General features: G+C 63.1%; 1 protein-coding gene. It reads left to right on the forward strand.

Annotated elements, in window-relative coordinates; genetic code table 11:
* The coding region (locus GTY47_RS12820) for a glycoside hydrolase family 32 protein (RefSeq protein ID WP_010033762.1) at nt 1–496 on the forward strand (496 nt) is incomplete at both ends.

The following is a 496-nucleotide window of genomic DNA, read 5'->3' on the forward strand; positions in this document are numbered from 1 at the left end:
AGAAGAACTGGATGAACGACCCCAACGGCCTGGTGTACTACAAGGGCGAGTACCACCTCTTCTACCAGTACAACCCCAACGGCAACTCCTGGGGCGACATGTCCTGGGGGCACGCGGTGAGCAAGGACCTCGTGCACTGGAAGGAGCTCCCGCTCGCCCTGTCGCACGACGACGAGGAGATGGTGTTCTCGGGCAGCGCGGTCGTCGACTGGGGCAACACCACCGGCTTCGGCACCGAGAAGAACCCGCCCATGGTGGCGATCTACACCAGCCTACAAGGACACGGGCAACAGGCCCAGTCGCTCGCCTACAGCACCGACCAGGGCCGCACCTGGACCAAGTACCAGGGCAATCCCGTCCTCGACATCGGCTCCAGGGAGTTCCGCGACCCCAAGGTCCAGTGGTACGCGCCGACCAAGAGCTGGCTGATGACCGTCTCACTGTCCACCGAGCACAAGGTGCGGTTCTACTCGTCCAAGAACCTCAAGGACTGGGA

Source organism: Streptomyces sp. SID5464, from assembly GCF_009862985.1.
In the GTDB taxonomy this organism is placed as follows: Bacteria; Actinomycetota; Actinomycetes; order Streptomycetales; family Streptomycetaceae; genus Streptomyces; species Streptomyces chartreusis_D.